The organism is Novosphingobium kunmingense (assembly GCF_002813245.1).
Classification (GTDB): Bacteria; Pseudomonadota; Alphaproteobacteria; order Sphingomonadales; family Sphingomonadaceae; genus Novosphingobium; species Novosphingobium kunmingense.
The window spans coordinates 178,034-187,030 of sequence record NZ_PHUF01000007.1; the positions used below are offsets into that span (position 1 = coordinate 178,034).

An 8,997-nucleotide genomic window follows, 5' to 3' on the forward strand; every position below is an offset into this window, starting at 1 on the left:
ATCAATCAATCAGTTTTCAGCATTGATAGCCATGGCTTCAACCGCCTCTATGAAGTTTTGCGCCGCCGGGGAAAGCGATCGTGCCGACAATGTGCAAATGCCGATTTGACGAGCTTCATGCGGCTTAGCCATTGCGCGCCACGCGATAGGTCCCCCGACAGCCAACAGTGGTAGGGTTGAGCGAGGCATTAGTGCAATTCCAAGACCGGCAGAGATGAATCCACCCGCCGTCGCCAGCAACGTGCATTCGTACTGGCGATTGGCGACCACGCCTGCTCGGGCAAATGCTGCGTCGGTCAAGATCCGCACGCTGCTCCGCGCTTCCATGCTGATCGAATGCCGTTTCGCGAAGATCGACCATGGGGCGGGATCAGGAATATCATCCAGGTCTTTTGGGCGGCATACAAGGATGTAGTCGTCTTTGATCAAGGGGGTAAACTGGATACCGCTTAAATCAGCGGGAGGCGTCGTGATGGCAAAGTCGATCATGCGTTCGTGAAGACTTTGCAAAAGCCCTTCTGACAGATTCTCGCGAATGATGACTTCAACCAATGGCCTCGTCTTGCGGAACTCAGCAATGACCTTCGGCAAAAGATTGGCAGACATCGAAGGCAGCGCGCCGACTAAAACCCGCCCTTTCAGACCCTGGAAGGTCTGAGTCAGCTCGCGGAACGCCTGATCAAAATCCGTGCTCAAGCGCTCGACAGTCGGAAGCAGCGCCGCGCCCGCCGGTGTCAATGTCACGTTGCGTGAATTGCGATCGAATAATCTTACACCAAGATCCTCTTCCAGAAGGCGGATCGTGCGGCTGAGCGCAGGCTGCGACAAATTCGCTTGCCGCGCCGTCTCACTGAAGCTGAGGGAGTGAGCGACCTGGATGAAAAGTCGCAGACTGTGGAGGCTGGGGTTGCGTTGCATCCATGTGACTTTTGATCAACAATCCTGATTGATCAATCTGCAAGTTTGAATTTTCTTCTATTACAAGGCGAGCTAACGCTTGGCCACAAGGGAGTGGTCATGAGCACGCTGGCGCTTTTGGGTTTCGTCACGATCGGCCTGTTCTTGGGCCTGACTTTGGTTACCCGACTGCCGGTCATTTCGGCGCTTATCCTTGTACCCGCTGCAACGGCGGTGGCTGGCGGATTTTCCGAGCAACTGGGCACCTTCGCGCTTGACGGGCTGAAAACAGTCACGCCGATCGCCGCGATGATCTTTTTCGCCGTGCTCTATTTCGGACTCATGCTTGATAAGGGCCTGTTCGAGCCGATGATCGGCACGATCCTCCGGCTGGTGCGCGACGATCCGCTCCGTCTCTGTGTCGCGACAGTCGTCTTGCCGATGCTTGTGGCGCTCGATGGAGACGGTACTACCACGTTCCTGATATCGGTGACCGCGCTACTTCCTGTCCATCGTCGACTTGAGATAAATCCATTGATTCTGCCTTGCCTGGTTGGCCTCGCCGCTGGGGTGATGAACATGCTCCCATGGGGCGGCCCGACCGCACGAGCGATGGCTGTGCTGAAGTCCGACATTTCTGGCATTTTCACCCCTGTTGCGCCTGCCATGATGGCCGGCATGACATGGGTTGTCTTCGTGGCGATCGTGATGGGGCTGCGCGAACGCAAACGGCTTGCCGGCTTTAAGGCTGAAGCTTTGAACAATCGCGCCGAGTTGAACAATGGAGAGATGAGCTGGCGGTTCTGGTTTAACCTGGTTCTGACCTTACTTGTCGTCGCGGCACTCTTCCGGGATCTATATTCGGGTACTGTCCCACTGCCGCCAATCCCAAGCGCACTGGTCTTCATGCTGGCTTTCGCCGTTGCCTTGCCGGTCAATTGCCTTTCAGTCGATGAACAGGCAAACCAACTAGCAACGCATGCGCCTTCGGTCGTTAACGTCACAGCCATGATCTTGGCCGCTGGCATTTTTACAGGTGTTCTGAACGGCTCTGGCATGACCAAAGCCATGGCCGAGATGCTGGCGGGAAACGTCCCGCAATCGCTGGCGCCTTGGCTCGGAACGATGGTGGCCCTTACTAGCATGCCCTTAAGTTTTGTGCTGCCTCCCGACGCCTATTATTTTGGCGTGCTGCCGGTATTTGCCAACACAGCAGTCGCGATGGGTCAGGACCCGTTGGTAATCGGCCGCGGCGCAATACTTGGCCAGATGACGACTGGCTTCCCTTTGAGCCCTCTTACTGCTGCAACCTTCGTGCTGGTTGGGCTGAGCGGCGTTTCGCTGAGAGCACATCAGCGCTTCACATTCAAATGGGCCCTCGGCACGACGATCATTATGACGCTTGTTAGTTTCGCCCTAGGTGTGATCTGATTTCAGTCGTTCCAACGGAAGGTCGCCACTAACGCCTAACAGTGGCCATCGACGAGATGCTGAATGAATGGCAGCTAACGATAAGCGAACACGAAGCCTGCAACGACGGATTTGTTGGCGCCCCCCGCCATCGATCAGATCCATGCGCCTGCAAACCAATTACTTTTCCCTATACCGGAACTCAGTTTCTGACCCATTGGAACCCTTGATCGAGCTTTGGTCCGGCGTCAGCTCTCGGGTTGAGACACCCTAACACCAGTTCGTGCTTCGAGCGGTAGAACGCGCCCATCCCGCCGTTATCCTTGTTCCACACGATCAGATTCTTGAGCTCGTCGTAGACCGCATGGCCGGCGGCAAGCAGTTCACGCATATGACGCCAGTCCATGCATACGAAGTGGATCGAACCGTCCACGCTGCTGGCCGCAAGGTTGGAGAGCACCTGGCGCAGGAAGTCCTCGAACTCGCCTTCGCTCATTTCTCCCGACGCCATCGCGAACTCGGCGTGTTTCACCTTGCCAAGTCCGCAGACGTGACCATCGACAGGCACGTTGTACGGCGGATCGGTGATCACCATCTGCGCGAGTTCACCGTCCATCAGCCTTTCGAGGACGGCGGGATCACGCGCATCGCCGCAAAGCAGCCGGTGCTTGCCGAGAACCCACAGGTCTCCCGTCCGCGTCACGACGTTGGTGCGGTCAACCTCGGGAGCTTCCGGTTCGCCGCGGCTGTCATCAGCGGCGTTGAGCAGCGCTTCCAGTTCCGCACCGGCAAAGCCGGTCAGATCGAGATCGAAGTCGGGCTCAAGCTCGAGTATCCCGCCAAGCTCGACCCGCAGCAGGTCATCATCCCAGCCGGCCAGTTCGGCAAGGCGGTTGTCGGCGATGATGTAGGCGCGCCGTTCGGCCTCGCTCATTCCCGAGATCGACAGGACAGGAACGCTTTCGAGGCCGAGCGACCGCGCCGCACTGACGCGGCCATGGCCGGCAATGATCCGGTTCTCGCTGTCGATCAGCACCGGGTTCAGGAAACCGAAGCGCGAGATGCTCGCCTCGATCTGCTTCAGCTGCCTTGCGCTGTGCGTACGCGGATTGTTGGGATGGGCCCTGAGCGCCGAGACAGCCCGGTGTTCGAGATTGCTGGTACGCGACTTCAGTTCAGATTTCATAGTTACCTCCTTGGTTTAAAGGAGGCTCCACATGTCAGCCGGCGGCGGCTGAATCATTCACTTCAATCATACGCCTTTCTCATGATCGAGATCCTGTTGAGGAACGAAGGCGGCGAGCAGTGGAGACTGAACGTCGCGATTACCTCCTCGGCGACCTGGATCGACGGTTCCCTTTCGTAGGGCTCCCGCTTCCTGCGCCCTTCAGCGCGGTCACGCTGGAATGCTGCGAGGCGCTCATCATACTCGCGCATGGCGGCCTGGAACCGGAGCAGCCTCTCCATCGTATCGGGTTTGCGTCCGCGGTTCGGTTTGAGTTCGCCCTTCAGGGCAGGCAGGAGATAGTCCTGCAGCAGCGGATCGTCGGCGTTGTCGGGGTCTGCCTCGAGAAGAGCAATGATGTCTTCCTTCAGGATCTCCTCGCCCTTCTGGTGACGCCGATGGAGTGAGCCGATGCTCCGGCGATCGAATTCGTAATACGGCGATGACTTGTGCATGGGACGGTCCTGCTTGGTTGGATGTGCATCTCGTTACACCGCCTTCGACAGATAAGATCTGTATCGCCGGAAATATTCCCATCTCGGCAAGACCGGTTCCCATTTATGGTCGCAGGCCTCCCCATTTCCGAGGCGGATAAATTCCCATTTCCTGTGGGCCTTTTTGAGCCAGTTTGGCTACAAAGTGGCGCAAATCCGCCGGAATGTTCGCGTTCACGTGATCGCCGAAACAGGAATATTCCCAGTTTCGCCGGTTTAATGGGAATTGGTCGTCGAACTTCCCAAACCGTACTGCGCCAGTGAGCCGCGGAGAACAGACCTGCATTCTGGCGCTTTATGACCTCGAGAGAGGCTCTCCGCGGTACCGGTTGTCTGGCTGAGGGGCGCAGCAGTGCGGCATTCGCGGGCGCTTGAAAATCGGAGCGGGCAGATTTGCAAACTGCGTGGCGGTGCTGTCAGTCTAATGCGAACTGGTCTCCACTTCACCTAGTTTCCCCTTACCCACCGAAAGCCTAGGCAAGCAGGTTTTGCCACTCGGCCAAGGCGGCCGAGGGTGCTGTCAGTCCGATGCGAACTGGTCTCCACTTGGCATGCTCTCCCCCTCCCAAGCAGCGAATTAGGCGACGAGGTTCTGCCACTCGGCCAGTGCTGCCGAGCGGCGAAGTTTATAGGTCTGGCGATCGACGAGATGGCGTTCCTGTGAAAAGTGGTTGTGGATCGATGCGTGAACCGAGGCGAACTTCTGTAGAGATCGCATTTGCCGAAACCGCTGCATCGCCCGCTCTCGTCGCCGGAACGGCAAGTGCGAGTTTGGTGCTGTCAGTCTAATGCGAACTGGTCTCCACTTCGCGCAGTTTCCCCTTCCCCGCCCGCAGCCTAGGCAAACAGGTTTTGCCACTCGGCCAAGGCGGCCGAGCGTCGCTCCTTGTAGGTCTGCCTGTCGACGAGATGGCGTTCCTGGTTGAAGTGGTTGTTGAAGGAAGCGTGGACCGCGGTGAACTTCTGCAGGGTCTTCATTCTTCGGAATCGGAGCATGGCTCGCTCTCGTCGCCTGACGGGCAAGTGACTGCATTCGGCGCGGTTGTTCGCCCACCTCCCCATTTCCTGCTTTTTCTGACAGCCGAGGTCGCGCATTGCTGCCTCGTACGAACGAAGCCCGTCGGTGGTGATCGCCTCGGGCGAGCCGTGCCGCTTCAGCGTCTTCTTCATGAACCGCAATGCTGCGGCCTTGTCGCGGGATCTGGTGATGTAGCTCTCGAGGACTTCGCCCTCGTGGTCGACCGCACGCCACAGGTAGACCATCTCGCCGTTCACTTTCACGTACATCTCATCGAGATGCCATTTCCAGTGCCGGTAACCGCGCATCCGGCTCATCCGCTGCCGCCGGATGTCGGCAGCAAACAGCGGCCCGAAGCGGTTCCACCAGAACCGCACCGTCTCGTGGCAGATGTCGATACCGCGTTCGAACAGCAGGTCCTCGACGTTCCGCAGCGACAGGGGAAACCGCACGTACATCAGCACCACCAGGCGGATGACCTCGGGCGAGGAGTTGAACCGACGAAATGGGCTGGGCGGCAACGCTCGGGACTTGCGGGACATCAGCCGCCGCTAGCAGGCGCCTCGTTGGTCTGACAGAGCCCTCTCGAGGACTTCACCCTCGTGGTCGACCGCACGCCACAGGTAGACCATCTCGCCGTTCACTTTGACGTACATCTCGTCGAGATGCCATTTCCAGTGCCGGTAGCCGCGCATCCGGCTCACCCGCTGGCGCCGGATGTCCGCAGCGAACAGCGGCCCGAAGCGGTTCCACCAAAATCGCACCGTCTCATGGCAGATATCGATACCGCGTTCGAACAGCAGATCCTCGACGTTGCGCAGCGACAGCGGGAACCGCACGTACATCAACACCACCAGGCGGATCACCTCTGGTGAAGAATTGAACCGGCGGAACGGGCTAGGCGGCAGTGCTCGGGATTTGCGGGGCATCAAGCCCGCTAGCAGGTGCCTCGTTGGTCTGACAGTGCCGGCTTGAGCCTCTGCACAGTTTGAAAGCGGAAGTGGCGGACACCGCCTCGCTCGATGTCGGCTACAAGATCGGCAGGACCGAACTCAATGCGTCGCTGTTCGGTTCCACCGCTGCCAACGCTCTACGGCTCGAAACGCTGCCAAGCGGAGATCGGGTGCGGCTGGTCAATGTGAGCGGCGCGACTCGCACTTACGGGGTGGAACTGCTGCTGCGCCAGCGCTGGGGCAATTTCTCGATCACCGGCAGTTACGTCTACGTCGATGCCACCGAGCCAGCCGAGACCGGAGCCGAACGGCAGACCGTCGCCCGCACCCCGCGCCACACCGGTGGCGTAGTTGCTATGTGGGAGCAGGAGGGCAAGGGGCGGCTCGGCTTCGAGGCTTACTACACCGGAGGGCAACGGCTCGACGATAACCCGTTCCGCACCCGCAGTCGGCCCTATGTCGAACTCGGAGTGCTTGGGGAGATCGTGGTGGGCAAGGTCCGCCTGTTCGTGAATGCCGAAAACCTGCTGGATATCCGCCAGACCAAGTATGACCGGCTGCTCTTGCCAGTCCGCGCTTCCGATGGCCGCTGGACCGTTGACGCCTGGGGACCGATCGACGGGTTTACGGTGAATGGTGGCATCCGGATTTCGTTCGGGGGCAGCTAGAATCGGCCTGAAACTGCCGCAACCGCCAACAAATCGGTCGATCTCGAATTGCCTGATGTCTTCGATATCGGCTGCCCGATCAACCGGCACCCTGCGGGACCCTCACGATGCAAACGGGGAGCGCTACCTTGTTGGCGACGCGCTCGCCCAGTTGGGCGCGCACGGATCACCGATTAACCTAAGGCGATCCCGAGGCACGTCCCAGCCCGTCGCCGAGCCGCACCACCGCTTCGAACAGGTCGCCGACATAGTCCTCTTCGACCAGTATCGACAGCGTGTCACGAACGCTCACGACCTCTTGGCTGCGGGCATCGCTGACGAGCTGAAGCAGGATTGCTTCGTGTTCCGAGACATGATTGCAGGCGAGACGGCAGAACTCGAGATTCTCGAGGCCTCCACGGTTGAGTCCCGCCATCATGCGCAGAAAGGGCTGAATACCCGCAATCATGTTGTGCCTGGCAAAGGCAGTCCCGATGACAAAGCCAGGGCATTGCCTGCGACCGACTGCCTCGACCCAGCTGCGCATCGCCCAGACGAGCAGCCGGCTGGCGGCATCGAGCTGGGCAAGGGGCCGGTCGACAAAGGCATACATTCTGCGGGCCTCCAGAAGGCGGTTGTCAGAAATCGAAACGCACGGTGGCGATCAACGTGCGCGGCGCGCCGGGAAGGTTGAGCAGCGGAGAGGTGCCGTGACCGGAGATGAAGTAGCGCTCGTCGAAAAGGTTGTAGGCATTGATCTGCAGACGTGCCCGTCCCAGCCTGACCCAGGCCAGCGCATCGACGGTGACATAGGCTGGTAGCGTCACGGTGTTCCCGGGATTGGCAAACCGATCGCCGACATAATTGCCGCCGAGACCGAATCCGAAGCGGCCGGCAAAGTCCTTGCTCACGAACAGGTTGGCGCTGTGCCGGGGCGTGAGCGTCGCGCGCTTGCCCTCGACCAGCTGCCCGCTCTCGACCGCGAGCGAGCGGATGATGCGCGCGTCGAGGTAGGAATAGCCGGCAATCGCCCGCCATCCCGAGGCGAGGTCGAGGTTGGCCGACAGCTCGATGCCGCGCGTGCGCTGGGTTCCGATCGGGATCAGCACCGTCGAGCCGGGCGCGGCCGATTTGATCCCGGTCCGCTCGAGTTCGAACAGCGACACTGTAGCGTTCAGTCGTCCGCCGAGCAGGGTGTACTTGGCACCGACCTCCTTGTTGGTCGTCTCCTCCGGTTCGATCACGGCATTGTTCGCGGCAAGCGCGAAGCCTTCGCCCGAAGGCTGGAACGAACGGCTCCAGGATGCATAGTAGCTCTGCGCGTCGTCGGGCTGGAAGACCAAGCCGACCCGCGGACTCCACTCGGCGTCCTTGCGATAGAGGTTGGGCAAGGCGAGACGCTGGATCGTGCGCTGCTCGAACCAATCACGGCGCAGACCGACCAGCGCCTTGAACCCCGAGCCGAAGTCGACGAGATCCTGGACGTACAGCCCCTCGTTGCGGAACCGCCCCTCGTTGTAGGTCGCTGGCGTGCCGCCGAGGTCGATCGGGACGATCGGCAGGACCGGGTTGAACAAATCGACCGTCGTGAAGCCATTGGATGAATAGAGCTGCTGAAGCTTGGTCTGGCGGGCAATCTCGAAGCCGTAGAGTAGCGTGTGGCGCGTGCCCGCAATTTCGAAGGTGTGAGTGAGCTCCAGCTGGTTCGACCAACCACTTTCGTGGCGGAAGAAGTTCGAGCGGTTGAGCGAAACCAGCGGACGGGGGCGCGTTGCCGTCACCGGCAGCACTGCGCCCGAGAGCGTGTTGCGCCGGTCGAGATCGTAGTCGTAGTGGCGGAACCCGTCGCGCAGGCTCAGGTTGTCCGAGAAGCGATGCGTCAGGCTGATCGTCTGCGACATCACCCGCGAGCGGCTGACATCGGCGTCGCGGGCATTCGCCGCGCCATAATACGTCCCGGGTGCCACATCGACCGGGCGGCCCTGATAGGCCGGGATGCCGAAATCGGTGATGCGCGCATCGCGCAGGTAATCCGCCTGGAGCAGCAGCTCGGTGCCCGGCCCCGGTCGCAGCAGCAGCGACGGAGCGATCGCTTCGCGGTCGAGAAACTGGAACTGCCGGAAGCTGCCGCTACGCTCGAGCGCGCCGGTAACGCGAAACGCAACAACACCGTCGGTGGCAACCCGGCCGAGATCGAATTCGCCGCGCTTGATGTCCCAGCTTCCCGCCGACAGCGTGAACGAGGTGACGTTCTCGCCGGGCTTGCGCGTCACGCGGTTGATCAGGCCGCCGGACGATCCGCGCCCGTAAAGCACCGCCGCCGGGCCTTTGACGACCTCGATCCGTTCGACGT

The 8,997-nt window shown here is 60.4% G+C and carries 10 protein-coding genes; 2 read left to right on the top strand and 8 right to left on the bottom strand.

The window, feature by feature from the left end; all coding sequences use genetic code 11:
• Window positions 1-9 precede the first annotated feature (9 nt).
• Window positions 10-918: a LysR family transcriptional regulator gene (locus B0I00_RS16425; protein WP_100868487.1), complete on the bottom strand. Its 909-nt coding sequence runs from the start codon at window positions 916-918 to the stop codon at window positions 10-12.
• 99 nt (window positions 919-1,017) lie between these two features.
• Here B0I00_RS16425 and B0I00_RS16430 point away from each other — a divergent pair, with 99 nt between their 5' ends.
• Window positions 1,018-2,328 (top strand): CitMHS family transporter, encoded by a 1,311-nt coding sequence (locus B0I00_RS16430; protein WP_100868488.1) that lies wholly within the window; start codon window positions 1,018-1,020, stop codon window positions 2,326-2,328.
• A 181-nt stretch (window positions 2,329-2,509) separates the two neighbouring features.
• On the opposite strand, the gene B0I00_RS16435 is transcribed toward B0I00_RS16430, so the two are convergent.
• The 5 genes from B0I00_RS16435 to B0I00_RS16455 form a co-directional block, all read right to left on the bottom strand.
• Window positions 2,510-3,493: a site-specific DNA-methyltransferase gene (locus B0I00_RS16435; protein ID WP_100868489.1), complete on the bottom strand. Its 984-nt coding sequence runs from the start codon at window positions 3,491-3,493 to the stop codon at window positions 2,510-2,512.
• A 62-nt stretch (window positions 3,494-3,555) separates the two neighbouring features.
• Entirely contained in the window at window positions 3,556-3,987 is a 432-nt protein-coding gene (locus B0I00_RS16440; protein WP_100868490.1) for a hypothetical protein, read from the bottom strand.
• 616 nt (window positions 3,988-4,603) lie between these two features.
• On the bottom strand, window positions 4,604-4,744 hold the full coding sequence (locus B0I00_RS16445; protein ID WP_408635258.1) for a hypothetical protein: 141 nt from the start codon (window positions 4,742-4,744) through the stop codon (window positions 4,604-4,606).
• Between the two features lie 119 nt (window positions 4,745-4,863).
• Entirely contained in the window at window positions 4,864-5,586 is a 723-nt protein-coding gene (locus B0I00_RS16450; protein ID WP_100868491.1) for an IS6 family transposase, read from the bottom strand.
• Window positions 5,587-5,595: 9 nt separating this feature from the next.
• Window positions 5,596-5,973: a DDE-type integrase/transposase/recombinase gene (locus tag B0I00_RS16455; protein WP_232730324.1), complete on the bottom strand. Its 378-nt coding sequence runs from the start codon at window positions 5,971-5,973 to the stop codon at window positions 5,596-5,598.
• 71 nt (window positions 5,974-6,044) lie between these two features.
• Between B0I00_RS16455 and B0I00_RS16460 the strand changes: the two genes are divergently transcribed.
• Window positions 6,045-6,665 (top strand): TonB-dependent receptor domain-containing protein, encoded by a 621-nt coding sequence (locus tag B0I00_RS16460; protein ID WP_232730325.1) that lies wholly within the window; start codon window positions 6,045-6,047, stop codon window positions 6,663-6,665.
• Window positions 6,666-6,843: 178 nt separating this feature from the next.
• On the opposite strand, the gene B0I00_RS16465 is transcribed toward B0I00_RS16460, so the two are convergent.
• Together B0I00_RS16465 and B0I00_RS16470 are read right to left on the bottom strand one after the other, a co-directional pair.
• The gene (locus tag B0I00_RS16465) at window positions 6,844-7,257 is read right to left on the bottom strand and encodes a hypothetical protein (RefSeq protein WP_100868493.1); all 414 of its coding nucleotides are present in this window, start codon (window positions 7,255-7,257) and stop codon (window positions 6,844-6,846) included.
• Between the two features lie 25 nt (window positions 7,258-7,282).
• A partial coding sequence (locus B0I00_RS16470; protein ID WP_100868494.1) for a TonB-dependent receptor occupies window positions 7,283-8,997 on the bottom strand: 1,715 nt, incomplete at its 5' end.

Coding starts and splice junctions, on each gene's coding strand:
- B0I00_RS16425 (WP_100868487.1), bottom strand. CDS start 918: ATGCAACGCAACCCCAGCCTCCACAGTCTGCGACTTTTCATCCAGGTC.
- B0I00_RS16430 (WP_100868488.1), top strand. CDS start 1,018: ATGAGCACGCTGGCGCTTTTGGGTTTCGTCACGATCGGCCTGTTCTTG.
- B0I00_RS16435 (WP_100868489.1), bottom strand. CDS start 3,493: ATGAAATCTGAACTGAAGTCGCGTACCAGCAATCTCGAACACCGGGCT.
- B0I00_RS16440 (WP_100868490.1), bottom strand. CDS start 3,987: ATGCACAAGTCATCGCCGTATTACGAATTCGATCGCCGGAGCATCGGC.
- B0I00_RS16445 (WP_408635258.1), bottom strand. CDS start 4,744: ATGCGATCTCTACAGAAGTTCGCCTCGGTTCACGCATCGATCCACAAC.
- B0I00_RS16450 (WP_100868491.1), bottom strand. CDS start 5,586: ATGTCCCGCAAGTCCCGAGCGTTGCCGCCCAGCCCATTTCGTCGGTTC.
- B0I00_RS16455 (WP_232730324.1), bottom strand. CDS start 5,973: ATGCCCCGCAAATCCCGAGCACTGCCGCCTAGCCCGTTCCGCCGGTTC.
- B0I00_RS16465 (WP_100868493.1), bottom strand. CDS start 7,257: ATGTATGCCTTTGTCGACCGGCCCCTTGCCCAGCTCGATGCCGCCAGC.